This window comes from Marinobacter shengliensis (assembly GCF_003007715.1).
Classification (GTDB): domain Bacteria; phylum Pseudomonadota; class Gammaproteobacteria; order Pseudomonadales; family Oleiphilaceae; genus Marinobacter; species Marinobacter shengliensis.
In genome coordinates this window covers 641,648-657,143 of record NZ_PXNO01000027.1, presented here as the reverse complement: position 1 = coordinate 657,143, position 15,496 = coordinate 641,648, and the positions used below count along the sequence as shown (strand labels likewise).

The window sequence follows — 15,496 nt, the reverse complement described above, 5'->3', positions numbered from 1 at the left end:
TACTGCAGGGTCACGGTTGGCCCGGACCAGCCGCATTAACGGCTGGCTCCAGGACCAATGGGTTCAGGGATTCCCGGAACTGGCGATGATTCTCCAGCACCTGAGGGGAAAGGGGTTGGTTAAGCTCCGGCGCCTGGCTATTGAGCTCTGCCCTGGGCCTTCTGGGCAGCGTCGGGTTCTGCCAGGGCAGAATGTAAAGCACCCTGGGGTCATCTTCCCCCACGCTGGCAGACAAGCCGCTCACAGTCAGGGCGGATTGTTCCGGGTCTCCGGCCGTGGCCACCTGGAACAAACCACTGGCCAGCACAACCAAACAGAGGCGAAGAAGATTCCGGCCAATGCTCATTGCAGCCTCCGCTCAAGGTCGGCAATCCAGCCAGCCACCAGCTTGTCTTCGTCAGCGGTCAACGCCCGGTATCGCTGGTAATGGGCCAGTGCCTTATCAAGATCCAACAGATAAAGCTCACTGATCACCGCCAGGTTGTAATGTAGTTGGGCAACGTCCGGAGCCGCCTCCACGCCCTGCTCCAGCAGGTTGGCCGCGTCCCGGAAATGGTTTTGCTGTTTCAGCAAAAGCGCCAGGTTATTGACCGTTGTCGCATCGCTGGGGTCCAGGGCCACCGAGGTCTGCCAGGCCTTGATGGCCCCGGGGATGTCGCCGTTCTCATGGGCGTTCACGCCCTTTATGGCCCATTCTCTCGCCTGCTCCGGCGAATGCACGGGCTGTACCGCCGCTTGACCCGGTGCTTTCCCCGGTCCTGCGGCACAAGCCGTCAGGCCAGCAAGGACAACAAGGATCAGAGCACGTTTTCCGTAGTGAAAGGAGTTACACACCATCGTTGTCCTCCATGTTCCAACTCATCCAGCGAAGTTCACGGTCGTAACGCCCCGGGTGCATCACGGCCAGCGCCTCCAGGCTCTGACCAATCCATTCATCAAAACCCTGGCTGGCAATGCGCCCGTGATTTCTGGAGTGCAATTCCATTGCCCGCTCTTCCAGCGGCCAGGCTTCTTCTTCCAGAAGCATCTGGTATTGCATGGCTTCCAGCTCATTGAGTTCTGCCGGTACCTCAGAAGCCATTAAATCTGCCGCCAGGGTGCGATAGAGTTCGGCCCTTCGGTACAGCACCTCTGATGCCACAGTTTCTCCGGCAAAAGATTCCGCTTCGAGGAAATAGGCCTGGGCCTGCTCCATTGCCCTTTGCTTGCGTTCAAGTGCCCGCTCCAGGGGATGTTCCAGGCGAATAGCCGCAAAGCCCTGCGCCACCGAAGCACCCAGGGCCAGCGCCGCCTTGCCGGCCCACAGCAGGGTTTCTTCTGAGTGCCACTGGCTCGCAGCTTCACGGGTGACCAGCGCCTTTTGCTGGCGCGCTGAATCAATGCCAGATTCAATCAATCTCTGGCGCATGGTCTGCTGTTGCACATGGTCAGCCGCCGTATCCGGATCCGGAGCAACCGCCAGCCAATCCACATACAGGGCATTGCGCTCGGGCAGTTCGCCGGCCTGGTGGTAGAGCGCCGCAGCGCGCAGCCTCAACGGCCATGGGTTTTGCGCACGTTCAGAGGCCGCCATCAATTCGCCGGCTGCTTTCAGAGGTTGGCGGGATTCCCGGTAGGCGTAGACCAGTTTTTCACTGACCTCATCCGTGAGCTCATGGGCGGGGTAGTCGAGCCGGAAACGGTTCAGCTCGTTAATGGCCGTTTGCCATTCAGAAGCCTTGAGCAATGCATTACTGGCATCAAAGCGCGCCCGGATGGCAATCTCGGAATCGGGTACAACGGAATTCACGCGCTGGAAATGGGCGACCGCCACGGCAGTGTCGCCACTGGCCGCCGCTTTCTCTCCCTGCCGGTAGATGGCGGTCGCCAGCTGCTCACGAATCTGCTCCGGTTCATCCTGAGTCGTGGCCACATCAGGCGCCTTGTCCACCAGCATCAGCGCCTGTCGCCAGGCCCGCTCTTCCAGCCCGTACTCCCCCGTCCTCTGACGCACCCGGGCGGTCACCAGCCAGGCGGCATAACGTTCTTCGTTATTCGCCGACTCAAGAACCAGTGTCGAGCGCGCATACGCCAGCGCCTCATCCTGAGCACCAATCTCGTACCAGCGGTTTGCCAGGTCAGCCCTCAAACCTGAAAGCCTGGCGTCCTGCGCAAAGGTATTGCCGAATTGTTGCTCTTCACTGGACAGTTCCGCCAAGACGCCTCGGTCTGCCCCGGCAGCGCTCTCCTCAAGGGTCGATCTCAACACCTTGATAGCAGCCCAACCGGCCTCGGCCGCATCGGCGTATGGCTGGCCGGAACCCCGAGCGCCGTAAGCGGCGCTGCGATAGTTCTCCAGAGCCTTGTCACGATTGCCGGCCTGTAACCGGGCATCGCCGGCCAGGTGCAACAGTTTGCCGGTGTCGCCGGAGTGGCCTGCAAGTACTTCATAGTAGCCAGCCGCAAGGGTCCAATCCTGTGCGGCATAATGGTAATCCCCGAGGAAGCGCGCATAGTCCTGCCAGAGGGCCTGCTGTTGGCCCCTCAACTCTAGATACTCTGGCTGTGATTGGTATCGGGCCACATAGTCTGCCCTGGCTTCGCGAGCCTTGACGGTGTCGCCTGCCATCCGCCAGTAATCCACACTCTGGGCGAGGAAATCCGGGCTGGCTGAATGCTCGGGATAGTTCCCGGCGAACGCCTGGTTGATGCCAACGGCCAGATCAAAACGCCCTTCAAGGGCATGCAAATCTGCCAGCCGGTCGTACAGGAGGTGCGGCCAGGCCACTGGCGCACGGTTGCCAAGCCACTCGGCCAATGTCTCAGAATTGTCAGACCGGGCGGCCATCAAAGCCAGCACCCGAAAACTGTCTTCAATCATGTCCAGGCCAGACTGCGGCGGATCCAGCAACGTGGCTTCACTGGGCAGCTGTTGATCCAGCAATGCCATAAACGTCTCCGCCGACCGGTTCCAGGCCGCAGGCCCCTGTTTGAACTGGCTCCAACCCAGCATGTAACGGGCTTTCATGGCCAGGTCCTGGTGACCGTCACCTTCAATCAACTGCCGATACCCGGTTTCCGCTTCCTGGTACTCGCCGGCGTTATAGGCAGCTTCGGCAATCCGGAACCGGGCTTCCGGCACCAGTGACGAGCGAGGGTACAGGCCCACCAACTGTCTGAGTCGCTGGATGGACTCTTCATGTTGCCCAGTCAGTGCATGGGCTTTGGCCATCTGATAGAGCAACTCGTCGAGTTTTCCGGAGAAGGAGCCACGGGCCAGGATGCTCTCATAGCTGGCCAGAGCCTCTTCATAGACCGCTGACTGCTGCTCATCCGAGAAGCCGATATCCTGGCCGGAACGGTCGCGGATGTTATTGAGGCGATTCAGCGCATCAATACGGACTTCCGGTTCGTCGGACTTCTCGAACAGTTTTTGATAGCGACGAGCCACCTCTTTCGGCGAAATTGCAGGCAGAGGGCGGCTTTCAAACTTGAGAAACACCGGGCGCATATCGCCCAGGGTTTCGCCATCCCTGCCGAGTTCCACACGGAAGGATTCCTGGGCCGCTACGTTCCCACCTTGAATTGCAGATATCAGGATGACAGCGAGCGACGACCGGCGCATAAATTGACGATTCATCGGGCAGCCTCCCCGATGTTTTCCAGCGCGAGATACTCGTAAAGGTGCGCAATCTGTTGTTCGGTTTTATCCAGGGAGTGGGCCATACGCTGCTGTTCAGCAGCAACCAGGGCCAGTGCCTTTTCATCAAGGTATTCAGCAGCCCGGGCGCGGGCTTTGCTCACCCGGGTCTGCAGGGTGGAGATCTCATCCCGCAATCGCCGGGCCTCGGAAAGGGTGTCCTGCAACTGCTCTTGCCTGCCGGCTTCACGACGGGGCAAGGACGACAGACGCTGCCCACCAGACTGAAGCAAACGCTGCAGCTGCCGGAGCCGGGCGATGTGATCTGCACTCAATTGGCGATCCGCAAGCTGTTCAAGTTGCCGGGCTAACGTGTCTTGCTGATCCTGCAACGCGGCCAGTTGGCCGCCCCCACCACCATGATGGTTGTTTTCCAGGGCGCCGATAAATACATCGAGATCATGCTTGCTGCTCTCCAGCGAGAACGCCAGATCATCAAGCCGGGCCACCCGCCCCACCGCCAACTGTCCCTCTGCGCTCTCCAGGAAGCGAAGAAGGTAGGCGAGCCGGGGTTGGGTCAACGTTCGGCTGTCTGCAAGGAACCATTGGGTATCAGCGCCCCGTGCGTCTGCCACCAACGCCTTGTAGGCACCTTCAGCACGGATTCGCTCTGCGAGCGTACCAAGCGTTACCCGCTCCCCTTCGTAGGCTGCGTTGGCAGCAAGCCAGGCTTCACCGGCCTGCCCCGGATAGCCCGCAAGATCGTATCCACGGCCCATTCCGATCCAGGCGTCAGCCACCCCGGGAAACGCCAGCGGGAATTTCTTGGCGCGGTGCCAGCTCTGCATCGCCGCCCGGTGGTTGCCCTTTTCAGACAGCGCGAAACCATGCAGGTACAGGGCCTGTGGGGTGTAATAGCTCTCCAGGGAGACTTTCTCAAGGAAATCAGTTGCCTTATCGTAGTCCTGGTTGCGCACGGACAAATAGCCTGCCCGGAGATAAAGCTGATCGCGCAGATCCGCGCTACGGGCACCATCCGGGTCTTTCGCGGCCATGGCCATGGCAACCCTCAAAGACACCAGGGCCCTTGATGGATCAAGGTCATCCCGGGCGAAATCGGCCGCCAGGTTCATATATCCCATTGCGGCCCAGTAACCGTCGTCCATACTGGCAAGGTATTGGCCAGCAAGATCGGTTTTTCCCTGCTGCCGCTGTGTTTCCGCAAGGTTCAGCAGTGCTCTCTGGCGAACCTCGCCAAATCCGGTTCGGGCAGCCTCCTGATACCACTGCACTGCTTCGACCTGATTACTCTCTGCCTCTGCCAATCGGGCAAGCTCCAGGGCGGCATCGGCGCGATGAACGTTGCTGTTGAACACACGCTCCAGCAACGGTTTCGCCTCACTGGTCTGGCCACTGGCCAGCAACACTCGCGCGCTAAGGTAGTCGGCAGAATCGCCTTTAAACTGGCCAGCCAGAGGAATAGCCTGTGCGATATTCCCGGTGTCCAGCGCAAACCGGGTAACACCAGCGGCCAGCTCTGTCGGCACAGACTCAGATGCGCCTGCCTGAGGCACCGCCAGGGTGCAAAACACCAGCAAAGCCCGGGCAGCGCAATGAACGGTGCGAACAGGTCCCGTCATGATCGGCTACTTCCATTCCTGGAACGTGACTTCCGGCTCGTAGTCCGGAGCCCGGGCATCAAGATTCATCTGCAGCCGCAAAGTACCGGGACGTTTATCAAACCGGTGAACCACCTCACGGCGGACAAAGCGCTTATTGGCAGCCCGGGCGTTGATCACCGTCTTCAGCTGGTGGTTGCCGTCAGCCATATTGCCAACGAATAGCTGCTGCACCCCACCCTGCTCCAACGACGTTCGTTCCGTGGCGCTGTACAGATGGGACGCTACGGGCTGATCGTTGATAAAGAGTTCAACAGAATCAAGATTGAGTGCCTGCCGGTTTCCCAGGGTCAGGAACACCGAGACTCGGGTATCCACCGGGTGCAGCAAGCGTTGCTCAAGGGCATGCACCGATGCCGAATGACGGGTAACGTCCGCCGTCAGGCGGTTGATTTCATCGTCCAGCGATGAAGCTGAAACAGAGCCGAATGCCAGTACGGCAATCATTCCGGATATCCAAAGCCCCTTGGTCCTTGGGACAATCCGGCAGTGTTGTGATTTTTGTTTGCCGAACATAATTTTCCTGCCGTGCGATCTCGGGCCCCGGCACAACCGGGCACCGTTACAATTCGAAATAAAGACTAACACCCGCTAACAACCAAGAACGGTATCCAATTCACCAAATGAAACTTTCACCGGCAGTGGCGTAATAATAAGTGTCGAGTTATTTGACAGAACAAAAGGCGGGAGCGGGAAAGACCGGTCGACATGACCGAGCAAAAAAAGTAACTAATTGATAATTAAAAACTAATTTCGGGTGGCCCAAGGCTTGCTACGGGGAAAGCGGCGGGAGCGCCTTCTGGCAACCCCCGCTTGAATATGCCGAGCTTTGCCGATGCCCTCAACCGCATCGGCTTTTTTTTGATCCACCCACCTCGAACAGAACTACTTGCTCAGGTGTTTCATGGCGGATTCAAGCCCCTCAATGGTCAGTGGGTACATATGATTATTGACCAATTGCTTGGTTATGCCCAGCGAACCACCGCTACCCCAGTAACTTTCCGGTAGCGGGTTCAGCCAAACCACCTTGCGGAAATGCTCCGACACCCGCTGGAACCAGGTGGCGCCGGCTTCTTCGTTCCAGTGCTCGATAGACCCACCGGGATGGGTAATCTCGTAAGGTGCCATGGTGGCGTCCCCAACAAAGATAACCTTATAGTCCGGGGTGTACTTGTGCAGGATGTCCCAGGTGCTCAAGGTCTCATTCATGCGGCGAATATTGTTCTTCCACACACTCTCATAGATAAAATTGTGGAAGTAGAAATACTCCATGTGCTTGAACTCAAGCCTGGCGGCGGAGAACAGCTCTTCACATACTTTGACGTGCGGGTCCATGGAGCCGCCGACGTCGAAGAAGATCAGAACCTTCACCGCGTTGTGCCTCTCTGGCACCATTTTCAGATCCAGGTAGCCGGCGTTGCGGGCGGTGGAACGGATGGTGTCATCCATATCCAGTTGATCTGCCGCCCCCTGTCGAGCGAATTTACGCAACCGGCGCAGGGCCACCTTGATGTTGCGCAGCCCCAGGGTGATGCTGTCGTCGAGATCACGGTATTCCCGTTTTTCCCAGACCTTGACGGCCCGGCCGTGGCGGCCGTTCTTCTGGCCAATCCGGAAGCCTTCAGGGTTATAGCCATTGGCACCAAAGGGTGAAGTACCGCCGGTCCCGATCCATTTATTGCCGCCGGCATGGCGCTCGTTCTGCTCTTCCATGCGCTTCTTGAAGGTATCAATCAACTCCTCAAGGCCACCCAGGGACTCAATCTTGGCTTTCTCTTCCTCGGTGAGGTGCTTCTCGAACTCGGCCCTTAGCCAGTCGTCAGGAATCAGGGCTTCGAGCAGATCGTCCAGGTTCTCGATGCCCTCAAAATACGCCTTGAAGGCCCGGTCAAACTTGTCGAAGTGCCTTTCGTCTTTCACCAGGCACACCCGCGCCAGGTAATAGAACTCCTCCATGTCTGCGAACGCCAGGCGCTGCTGGATAGCTTCCAGCAGGTCAAGGAACTCTCGCAGACTGGCCGGAACCTTGGCCCGGCGCACTTCGAGGAAAAAATCGATCAACATAAAGCGAAACTCTTGCCAGAGATCAGTTGCGGCGACGTGCCATGAACGCCAGCTTCTGCAGCAGGTGAACATCCTGCTCGTTCTTCACCAGGGCGCCATACAGAGGCGGCAGTGCAGAACTGCTGTCCTTCTCCTGAAGCGCCTTGGCAGACAGCTCATCGGCCATCAGCAGTTTCAACCAGTCAATCAGCTCCGAAGTGGACGGCTTTTTCTTCAGCCCGGGCACCTTGCGCACGTCAAAGAACACTTCGAGGGCATCACGCACAACCTGTTGCTGAAGGCCCGGGAAATGCACATCCACGATGTTTTTCATGGTGTCGTGGTCCGGGAAGCTGATGTAGTGGAAGAAGCACCGGCGCAGGAAAGCGTCTGGCAGCTCCTTTTCGTTGTTACTGGTAATGACCACAATCGGGCGTTTCTTCGCTTTCACGAATTCCTGGGTTTCGTATACGAAGAACTCCATGCGGTCGAGTTCCAGCAGCAGATCGTTCGGGAACTCGATGTCGGCCTTGTCGATTTCATCGATCAGGAGCACCACCTGCTCATCGGCCTCGAAGGCCTCCCAGAGCTTGCCCTTGACGATGTAGTTACGGATGTCCTTGACCTTTTCATCGCCCAGCTGGGAATCACGAAGGCGGGATACCGCATCATACTCGTACAGGCCCTGCTGGGCCTTGGTGGTGGATTTGATGTGCCAGGGAATCAGGCGCATACCCAGCGCCGCGGCCATTTCTTCCGCCAGCAGGGTTTTTCCGGTGCCGGGCTCGCCTTTGATCAGCAACGGGCGCTGGAGCGCGATTGCTGCGTTTACAGCCATCTGCAGGTCATCGGTGGCTACGTATTTATCGGTACCGGTAAACTTCATGTGTCTGTTTCCTGTTGGTTACTTTTTCTGATCTTCGTCGTCTTTATCGGTGTCGTCAGCTTCGGACTTGTCCGTAGCCTCGTCGTCCGCTTCTGATTCGTCCAGCTCCGGCAGATCATCAAACTCCGACAAGTCAAAGTCTTCAAGACCGAACTCATCATCGTCGTCTTCCTCTGGCTCTGGCTCTGGCTCTGGCTCTGGCTCTGGCTCTGGCTCTGGCTCTGGCTCTGGCTCTGGCTCTGGATCAGTTTCGGCCAAAGTCTCATCGTCTTCCGGCTCTTCGTTAACCGCATCATCGGCAACGGGAATCTGGTCATCTTCCGTTTCCAGAATCTCATCGCTTTCAAGCGATTCGGTCAGTTCCGGGACATCCTCGGGCTCCCGCGTTTCATCCGGTTCGCTGTCTGGCACGGCCGCTGCCACCACAGGGATCTCCGGCTCTTCCTCCGGCAGATCCTCCAGGGTCTCTCTCTCCGCTGCGGCGGCCTGCTCAGCATCCGCAATGGACTTCTTCTGGCGCCAGGCGAAAAGCCCCAGCCCAATAATGGCCACCAGCAAGGCGGCACCCGCCCCAAATGCCCAAACCGGTATTCCCCACAACGTGCCTTTCTCCGGTACGTGAACCGGTTCAGGTTGTGGCTCCGAGGGCGCTTTTGCCTGTTCAGGCTCAGATTCTGGCACAGGCATTGGTTCCGGGTCCTCGACAGGCACCGGCGCCTCGACCGGTTCTGGCTCAGCCGGCGCCTCGGGTTCAACCTGTTCACTGAGGTCAGGCACCAGAGGCTCAGACACCACCGCCAGCTCAGGCTCCTCGCCCGGCAAAGTGAAAGCGGTCATTGCACTGAATTTCCGGGAGAATGTACCGCCGTCTGCCACCACATCAATCTGATACCGCCCGGGAGCAGGCAGCCGCGTCACGGTATCCCGATACACGCCATCTTCCGGAGGCTGGTCGCCAGACAGCACCTTGGTGCCCCGCCGGCCATCATTGGCGGTGATCGACAGGCTTACCTGCATCACACCCAGAAAATCCCGATTCCTGATCTTCTCGGATTCCTCGAAAAACACGACCTCCAGATTGAACGGCGTTTCTTCCGAGAATTCTGATGGCACCTCACTCACGGCCATGCGCAAGTCACTGACAACCGTCACCCGGCTACCTCGGCCGAGGTCTCCAACAATACGCCATCGCCCGGCGGCCGGTTCAGTTACGGTAATCAGGTCGTAACCCGGCTCCACGGCCCACCGCACGTTGTCTGGCAGATTATTGGCCGTGAACGGCTCGCCATCCGGCTCAGAGAGGGCCAGGCTTCGTGCTTCGGCGTCAGAGCCGCCCGTGAAGATCAAAGCGGTAAATTCCCGGACGCCAGCATCCACCGCAAAGCCATCGCCCTCAATGGGAATCTGTTCTTGCGGTACGGCCGTGTTCAGGGCATCCGCAAACGCCAGGTTGAGCGCTTCAGCGGTTTTGGCCAGTTGAAAGCTGCCGCCGGTTTCCCGGGCCAGGCGCTGCAGAAAGGTGATGTCTGCCAACTCCGACAGGCCGACAGTATGGATAGTGGCGCCTTTGGCTTTCAGGGAAGGCAGCAGGGTTTCAAGGATGTGCCGCTCCTCTTCACGGCTGGCAGCCTCTCCGCCCGGAATATCAACCTTGCCGTCACTCAGAAGAATCAGGTGGGTGTTTTCCAGTGTTCCGCCAGACAACCAGTCGTCGCTGGCCTTTTCCATAGCCAGCCCGAGATTGGTATAGAGGGCCACGGAATTGATCTGCTCGGAACGCTCTATCACCCTGTTACGCCAGGCGTCATCAACAGTGGCGTGGGGTACCAGCATGTTGACATACTGGCCAAAGGTCCAGACACCGGCTTCGGCACCCGCTGGCAGCATCCGAGCCAACAAGCGTACCGCCGGCCGGCGAAGGTTCTCCGGGTCGGTTTCCTTCATAGAGCCGGAGATATCAACAATGATGCGCACGTCGGCCTGCTCGGGTAATGTCAGACCTGAATCCTGGGCACTGGAATGCGCTGGCACAAAACTGGCCAACACCAGCATGAGGATTACCTGAACTCGCTTCATAGCTACCCTTACCTGTCTGATATTTCGCACGTTCTTGGAGTTATTTGCGCACCAGCCGATACCGGACAAGATCCAGAATCCAGACCAACAACATCACCAGAGCGGCAATGCTGAAATTCAGCAGTGCCCTGCCGGCCGCGTCGGCGTCTCCCAGAATAAGTTCGTAACCGGCGAACAACCAGGCGGGAATCCACCAGCCTGCAAGCTCTGCAGACTCTACGGGCGTCAGAAATAAAACAACCAGGGCCGACAGCAGCAACGTCCGCACACCATAGAATGGCAGTATCCGAAACAGCGCTTTCATCATGTAGAACAACACAACGAAAGCGACTGCGTAGGCCGCCCAGAAAATTCCGTAAGCTAGTGAAGCATCAGTATCGATCATTACAGAACCCAGTGAATAATGTGGTCTTCCCAATCCTCTTCCGGCACGCTGTCCTCAGAGACGACTTTGCCTTTTACCGAAACCCCGGCGCGATGCACGGATTCAGGATCACCGGATCGCAAGGGGTGCCAGTCCGCAAGGGGCCGGCCTTCCGCCAACGTTCGGTAAGCACAGGTGTACGGTAACCAGTGGTAGTCTGATACCGTTTCCGGTGTCAGAACCGTACAACCCGGAACTTTCTTCAGCCGGTCAGAATACACGGTACAACGGCAGGTTTGCGTATCCATGTAACCGCAGACCAGGTCGGTGTGGTACACCTCGCCGGTGTCTTCGTCTTCAAGCTTCTGCAGGCAACAAAGCCCGCAGCCATCACACAGAGATTCCCACTCTGACCGGGTCATTTCGTTCAGGTGCTTACGCTGCCAGAAGGGAATCTCTGCAATCATTGTCCACGCTGCTCGATTTTTCGCCGAAAATCAACAATATAAGTTTCCTGCTCTTCCGGCATCTGCAGAAAGAAATCCTTCTCGGCCAACGCCTCCAGCACTTCTTTACCGGTGGTCCTGGCGAGCTTTTTGTCTGGGCTCAACAGCAGATCCATAGCGTGAACCGGCTGCCCGAAGATCGAACGCAAAGCCTCCGGGAGATCATCCCAAACCTGGCCACGGCGAACATAGATGTAGGTATCGCTTTTTTTACTGCTGCGAAACACCGATACAAATTCACGGTCTTTCATTGTACGAGAAGCTCCTCAATTTCCGGGACGACCGGCGCCAGTATATCCCTGCGCCAGCCTTCAAAAAACGGATTACCTGCCATGGTGCCCTCTTCAATAACGCCTTCAAGGCGTTTTCTTGGCGCCAGCAATTCAATGGGTATATCAGTATCTTCTGCCACTTTTCTGAAGCAACGCTTAACCTTTTTGAACAGCGCTTGCTGATCTCGGGTCAGCGGCCTGGGTATGGGCTTCAGATTGGTGTGGTCAGCTTCTCTGGCACCCCGAACCAATTCCAGCAGGTGTTCGCCATAACGCTTTACAATGCCGCCCGGAACGCCCTGGACATCATTGAGGGCTCTGAGCGAGCCAGGGCAGCGCTCGGCAATGGCTATCAGCAAGCCATCATTCAACACTCGGTTTCGGGGGCGATCCAACCGCCGGCACTCCTGTTCCCGCCAAACCACCAAGGCCTGCAGAACCGCCTGCTGTTCCCGATTCAGTGTCCAGCCACCACGAAGTTTCAGGTAGTGTTGCCCGGCGTCCTCCAGGCTGGCTGCTTCATCCGCAAAGCGCTGTGACTCGTCGGCCATAGCCTGTTCCAGCCCGCGCTCGCGCAAGCCGTAGCAAACCCACTCATACACCGGTTGCAAAAAACGGATATCATCCAGGGCATAGCGCTCCTGTTCCGGGCTCAATGGCCTGGCCACCCAGTCGGACCGGGTAACGGATTTATCCAGGGTTTCACCGAACAGGGTTTCCACCAGGCGGGCATAACCCACCGAAAACCCGGCACCGGCCAGTGCCGCGCCAATCTGGAGGTCCAACACACCTTTAGGCATCACATCCAGCCAATGCCGGAACAGCTCAAGGTCTTCGCTCATGGCGTATAACAGCTTTGGTCGCTGGCTATCCGCCAGCATCTCCCGAAACCGTTCGGAGGCCTCGGCTACGTCCGGATCAATCAGCCAGAACTCACCGCCGCCACCCAGCTGCACCAGACCGGGAATGGGATAGAAGGTAGAGACTCGCTCAAATTCTGTGTCCAGCACCACCGGTACCCCGGGCTCGAGGGCGTCCAGCCAGTTGTCCAGGGTATCTGGCTCGCGAATCCAGCGAACAGTGTCAGGGGCCGGGGGAATGGTAACGGCCGGTGCGGAAAGAGTCATGGAGGAACCTGAGACGTTATTCAGACAGGGGCTTTCGGCCCCGGAATGCATGGGTAAGTGTGAAGCCGTCTACATAGCCCAGCTCGCCACCCACCGGAATGCCATGGGCCAGACGGGTGATCAGGATATTCTGGCCATCCAGGCGGTCAGCGATGTAGTGGGCAGTTGCCTCGCCTTCGACGGTGGGATTGGTCGCCAGGATCAGTTCAGTCACACCCTCTTCACGGACCCGCTGTAGCAACCGTTCAATACCAATTTCTTCCGGGCCTACGCCATCAATCGGCGACAAATGCCCCATCAGCACGAAATAACCACCCCGATAATCCCCGGCCTGTTCGATGGCGAGCAGATCGGAAGGGCTTTCCACAACGCACAGGGTGCCGGTGCGCCTTTCAGGCTTCTCGCAGATATGGCAGATTTCGGTGTCGGAGAAATTCTGACAGCTGTTACAACGACGCACACCGTCCATGGCCTGGCTCAGGGCACCGGCTAGCCGGGTGCCACCGGAGCGGCCCCGCTCCAGCAGATGAAATGCCATGCGCTGTGCTGTTTTCTGACCAACTCCGGGCAAGCACCGGAGAGATTCAACCAATTCATCAACCAGGGGGCTGAATGCCATGAACGCTCCTCAAAGACTATGGCGGGCCGGGGCCAGGTTCAGAACGGCATCTTGAATCCGGGGGGCACCCCCATTCCGGACATCATGCCAGACATCTTGTCTTTCTGATTCGCCTCAACACGGCGTACGGCATCGTTAACGGCCGCCGCCAACAGATCTTCAAGAATCTCTTTGTCTTCAGACAGCAGCGACGGATCAATGTCTACCTTGCGAACGTCATGGCGACCGTTCATGGTCACCTTGACCAGGCCAGCACCGGACTCACCCGTGACTTCCGCCTTGGCAATCTCTTCCTGGGCCTTCTGCATCTGCTCCTGCATCTGCTGCGCCTTTTTCATCAGGTCGCCCATGTTATTCATCATCTGTTCATCTCCTGCCTGTCTCGATGGGGCGGATGCTTTCTTCAACCACCCGCCCTTCAAATCGTTCAACAATACTTTTTACCACCGGGTCCTGACGGATCGCTTGCTCTGCCGCTTTCTGCCTGGCTGCCCGTTGCCGTTCTTCCCAGGCGGCCGGGGTGTGAAGCCCTGGCTCACCCTGCTCTATTCTCAGTGAAGTGGCATCACCGAAGCGAGATCTCAAGGCCGCCAGGATTTTTTCTTCATGGCGAGCATTCAGCAGCCGGGCGTGGCCTTCATCCAGCGTTAACACCACGGTTTGACCGTCCATCGCCATGGCACTGTAGCTGGCGAGGTTACCGGGCATGCCAGTAATCTCCAACTGGCGAAAATCCCGTTCCCACACAAATCCGTCCGCGGTTACCGGCTCCTGATTTTCGACAACAGGCTCAACATACGGTTCCACCGGACCTTGCGGTTGGACTTCTTCAAGAACCGGACTTTTCGCGGGCTCTGGCGCCATCTCGCTGGCAAACGCCTCGGGTTCTTCACGCTCCAGGCTCAAGGCCGGGTCGCCGGGCTCTGGATCCCAGGGGGGCGATTCCATCAGGGGTGGCGCAGGCTCTGGTTCTGGCTGTGGTTGCGGCACTGGCTCAGGATTCTGCTCGGGCGCCTGCGTTTGTTCAGCGTCGGGCTCGGGCTTAGAGCCCTGAACCGCCGCAGGGTCGGGTTCCGGTTCGGCGCGCGCCTGGCCCTCGTTGCCACCAGAGGCAACAGTTGGCGGCTCACGGCGATCAGCCCCCGGCCGGAAAGCCAGCATCCGGAGCAGGGTCATTTCGAACCCCATCCGGGCATCCGGCGTGACCGCCAGATCTTTCCGACCCATCAACGCCGCCTGATAGAACAGCTGGGCGTCTTCCGCGCTCAACTGCTTCGCCAGTGACTGAACCTGAGCGGCATCGCCCAGGGCATTGTCGGCACTGCCCGGTACTACCTGTTCCATGGTGACCCGGTGAAAGAGCGATAACAGATCCGCCAGAATGACCGCGTAATCCGGCGCAAAATCTGAAATGCGGCTGATCTCCGCCAGCAGACCGGGGCCATCCCGCTCGACCAGCGTTGTAACGATGCGTTCAATGTCACGCTGGTCAATGGTGCCCAGCATATTGCTGACATCACTGGCAGCCAGGTTCTGGTTGCCGAAGGCGATCGCCTGGTCGGTCAGACTCAGTGCATCACGCATACTGCCGTCCGCCGCCCGGGCAAGCAGCCAGAGCGCAGGCTCCTCAAAGGGAATCTGCTCTTCGGTCAATACGTGCTTGAGGTGGCCTACGATGTGCTCCGGTGTCATCCGCTTCAGGTTGAACTGCAAACAGCGGGATAGCACGGTCACCGGCAGTTTCTGGGGATCGGTCGTGGCCAGAAGGAATTTGACGTGCTCGGGTGGCTCTTCCAGGGTCTTGAGGAAGGCATTGAAGGACTGGTTGGTGAGCATGTGCACCTCATCGATGAGGTACACCTTGTAGCGGCCGCGACTGGGGGCGTACTGAACGTTGTCTGTCAGTTCACGCATGTCGTCAACACCGGTGCGGGAGGCCGCATCGATCTCTATCAGGTCAACAAACCGCCCTTCCAGGATTTCCTGACAACTCCCACACTTGCCACACGGGTTGGCGGTGATGCCTGTTTCGCAGTTAAGGCAGCGGGCCAACAATCGCCCGATGGTGGTTTTACCCACGCCCCGGGTGCCGGTAAACAGGTAGGCGTGATGCAGCCTCTGGTGCTCAAGCGCATGCACCAATGCCTGTAGCACATGCTCCTGGCCCACCATGTCCTCAAAGGTGCGGGGGCGCCATTTTCGGGCTAAAACCTGATAGCTCATGATCCTTCAACTACTCAGAAAATCGAGCCTAACCTTAGCATGGACCGTGATTCTAAAGAAGAAAAGTTGTTTCAGGGAACGT

15 protein-coding genes are annotated in these 15,496 nt (G+C 58.2%); all 15 read right to left on the bottom strand.

What is annotated here, in order from left to right:
- Positions 1-10 precede the first annotated feature (10 nt).
- The gene (locus C7H10_RS16155; protein WP_106695664.1) at positions 11-346 is read right to left on the bottom strand and encodes a hypothetical protein; all 336 of its coding nucleotides are present in this window, start codon (positions 344-346) and stop codon (positions 11-13) included.
- On the bottom strand, positions 343-720 hold the full coding sequence (locus C7H10_RS16150; protein WP_244178312.1) for a tetratricopeptide repeat protein: 378 nt from the start codon (positions 718-720) through the stop codon (positions 343-345). Before C7H10_RS16150 ends, C7H10_RS16155 begins: the two co-directional genes overlap by 4 nt.
- A 106-nt stretch (positions 721-826) precedes the next feature.
- Positions 827-3,619, bottom strand: coding sequence for an outer membrane protein assembly factor BamD (bamD, locus tag C7H10_RS16145; RefSeq protein ID WP_106695662.1), 2,793 nt, complete (start codon positions 3,617-3,619; stop codon positions 827-829).
- A complete protein-coding gene (locus tag C7H10_RS16140) occupies positions 3,616-5,259 on the bottom strand; it encodes a tetratricopeptide repeat protein (protein WP_106695661.1) in 1,644 nt (547 codons plus the stop codon). Before C7H10_RS16140 ends, bamD begins: the two co-directional genes overlap by 4 nt.
- Before the next feature lie 6 nt (positions 5,260-5,265).
- The gene (locus C7H10_RS16135; protein ID WP_106695660.1) at positions 5,266-5,745 is read right to left on the bottom strand and encodes an AraC family transcriptional regulator; all 480 of its coding nucleotides are present in this window, start codon (positions 5,743-5,745) and stop codon (positions 5,266-5,268) included.
- A 438-nt stretch (positions 5,746-6,183) separates the two neighbouring features.
- The gene (locus C7H10_RS16130) at positions 6,184-7,362 is read right to left on the bottom strand and encodes a vWA domain-containing protein (RefSeq protein ID WP_058089669.1); all 1,179 of its coding nucleotides are present in this window, start codon (positions 7,360-7,362) and stop codon (positions 6,184-6,186) included.
- 22 nt (positions 7,363-7,384) lie between these two features.
- Positions 7,385-8,227 carry an AAA family ATPase gene (locus tag C7H10_RS16125; RefSeq protein WP_106695659.1) on the bottom strand — a complete coding sequence of 281 codons (843 nt, stop codon included), beginning with the start codon at positions 8,225-8,227 and terminating at the stop codon, positions 7,385-7,387.
- 18 nt (positions 8,228-8,245) lie between these two features.
- A complete protein-coding gene (locus tag C7H10_RS16120) occupies positions 8,246-10,303 on the bottom strand; it encodes a vWA domain-containing protein (protein ID WP_106695658.1) in 2,058 nt (685 codons plus the stop codon).
- A 40-nt stretch (positions 10,304-10,343) separates the two neighbouring features.
- A complete protein-coding gene (locus C7H10_RS16115) occupies positions 10,344-10,688 on the bottom strand; it encodes a hypothetical protein (RefSeq protein WP_061331099.1) in 345 nt (114 codons plus the stop codon).
- A complete protein-coding gene (locus C7H10_RS16110) occupies positions 10,688-11,134 on the bottom strand; it encodes a YcgN family cysteine cluster protein (protein WP_106695657.1) in 447 nt (148 codons plus the stop codon). Before C7H10_RS16110 ends, C7H10_RS16115 begins: the two co-directional genes overlap by 1 nt.
- On the bottom strand, positions 11,131-11,424 hold the full coding sequence (locus C7H10_RS16105; RefSeq protein WP_061331097.1) for a YcgL domain-containing protein: 294 nt from the start codon (positions 11,422-11,424) through the stop codon (positions 11,131-11,133). Before C7H10_RS16105 ends, C7H10_RS16110 begins: the two co-directional genes overlap by 4 nt.
- Entirely contained in the window at positions 11,421-12,572 is a 1,152-nt protein-coding gene (locus C7H10_RS16100; protein WP_106695656.1) for a ribonuclease D, read from the bottom strand. Before C7H10_RS16100 ends, C7H10_RS16105 begins: the two co-directional genes overlap by 4 nt.
- Positions 12,573-12,588: 16 nt before the next feature.
- Positions 12,589-13,191 (bottom strand): recombination mediator RecR, encoded by a 603-nt coding sequence (recR, locus tag C7H10_RS16095; protein ID WP_106695655.1) that lies wholly within the window; start codon positions 13,189-13,191, stop codon positions 12,589-12,591.
- Positions 13,192-13,229: 38 nt separating this feature from the next.
- Positions 13,230-13,553, bottom strand: coding sequence for a YbaB/EbfC family nucleoid-associated protein (locus C7H10_RS16090; RefSeq protein WP_106695654.1), 324 nt, complete (start codon positions 13,551-13,553; stop codon positions 13,230-13,232).
- Between the two features lie 4 nt (positions 13,554-13,557).
- Positions 13,558-15,414, bottom strand: coding sequence for a DNA polymerase III subunit gamma/tau (gene dnaX, locus C7H10_RS16085; RefSeq protein WP_106695653.1), 1,857 nt, complete (start codon positions 15,412-15,414; stop codon positions 13,558-13,560).
- Positions 15,415-15,496: the final 82 nt, after the last annotated feature.

What these genes read in the sequence shown, in the direction of transcription:
- C7H10_RS16155 (WP_106695664.1), bottom strand. Translation starts at nt 346, where the DNA reads ATGAGCATTGGCCGGAATCTTCTTCGCCTCTGTTTGGTTGTGCTGGCC.
- bamD (WP_106695662.1), bottom strand. Translation starts at nt 3,619, where the DNA reads ATGAATCGTCAATTTATGCGCCGGTCGTCGCTCGCTGTCATCCTGATA.
- C7H10_RS16140 (WP_106695661.1), bottom strand. Translation starts at nt 5,259, where the DNA reads ATGACGGGACCTGTTCGCACCGTTCATTGCGCTGCCCGGGCTTTGCTG.
- C7H10_RS16135 (WP_106695660.1), bottom strand. Translation starts at nt 5,745, where the DNA reads ATGATTGCCGTACTGGCATTCGGCTCTGTTTCAGCTTCATCGCTGGAC.
- C7H10_RS16130 (WP_058089669.1), bottom strand. Translation starts at nt 7,362, where the DNA reads ATGTTGATCGATTTTTTCCTCGAAGTGCGCCGGGCCAAGGTTCCGGCC.
- C7H10_RS16125 (WP_106695659.1), bottom strand. Translation starts at nt 8,227, where the DNA reads ATGAAGTTTACCGGTACCGATAAATACGTAGCCACCGATGACCTGCAG.
- C7H10_RS16120 (WP_106695658.1), bottom strand. Translation starts at nt 10,303, where the DNA reads ATGAAGCGAGTTCAGGTAATCCTCATGCTGGTGTTGGCCAGTTTTGTG.
- C7H10_RS16115 (WP_061331099.1), bottom strand. Translation starts at nt 10,688, where the DNA reads ATGATCGATACTGATGCTTCACTAGCTTACGGAATTTTCTGGGCGGCC.
- C7H10_RS16110 (WP_106695657.1), bottom strand. Translation starts at nt 11,134, where the DNA reads ATGATTGCAGAGATTCCCTTCTGGCAGCGTAAGCACCTGAACGAAATG.
- C7H10_RS16105 (WP_061331097.1), bottom strand. Translation starts at nt 11,424, where the DNA reads ATGAAAGACCGTGAATTTGTATCGGTGTTTCGCAGCAGTAAAAAAAGC.
- C7H10_RS16100 (WP_106695656.1), bottom strand. Translation starts at nt 12,572, where the DNA reads ATGACTCTTTCCGCACCGGCCGTTACCATTCCCCCGGCCCCTGACACT.
- recR (WP_106695655.1), bottom strand. Translation starts at nt 13,191, where the DNA reads ATGGCATTCAGCCCCCTGGTTGATGAATTGGTTGAATCTCTCCGGTGC.
- C7H10_RS16090 (WP_106695654.1), bottom strand. Translation starts at nt 13,553, where the DNA reads ATGATGAATAACATGGGCGACCTGATGAAAAAGGCGCAGCAGATGCAG.
- dnaX (WP_106695653.1), bottom strand. Translation starts at nt 15,414, where the DNA reads ATGAGCTATCAGGTTTTAGCCCGAAAATGGCGCCCCCGCACCTTTGAG.